Below are 477 nucleotides of genomic sequence, written 5' to 3'. Positions count from 1 at the left end.
CCCGCTCCCACATTTTCGATTGCATTTCGTCAGCTGAGTTTGTGCAGGTAGGCCGGCAACGGCTGTTCGGGCAGCACCGACAGCACTTTCAACCGCTGCAACATCCGCTGCCGGGCCCGTTGCAGGTGCTCGCGCAGGTTCAGTGCGGCGGCGTCGAAGGCGCCATGCAGCAACAGCTCAAGGATCAGCCGGTGCTCGGCCAGCATCGCCGGATCGGCACCGATGCCCAGCAGCCGGTAGAAAATCCGGCTGATGATCATCGGGCTCTGCCCCTGGCGAATCAGCGCGGCGATCTTGCGATTTTGCAGGCCGGCGAGGCAGTGCTGGTGCAGGTCTTCCTCGATCTGCTCGATCTCTTCCAGGCTGCAATGGGCGCTGTTTTGCGCATCGAGCACGCGCTGCAACATGGCGTGCAGCAGGTCGCGGTCGAGGTTCGGCGCGCTCTGGCGCAGGGCTTCGGGCTCCAGGCAGGCGCGC

The 477-nt window shown here is 64.8% G+C and carries 1 protein-coding gene; it reads right to left on the bottom strand.

Annotated features, from left to right (window positions below; genetic code table 11):
• Positions 1–29: 29 nt before the first annotated feature.
• Positions 30–477 (bottom strand): FCD domain-containing protein (locus HX846_RS38485; RefSeq protein WP_178967611.1); only part of this gene is annotated, 448 nt, incomplete at its 5' end.

Origin of the sequence: Pseudomonas sp. K5002, assembly GCF_013386655.1 — a bacterium.
In the GTDB taxonomy this organism is placed as follows: Bacteria; Pseudomonadota; Gammaproteobacteria; order Pseudomonadales; family Pseudomonadaceae; genus Aquipseudomonas.
Note: the sequence above shows the minus strand (reverse complement) of the source record. Positions and strands in the feature narration are given on the sequence as shown.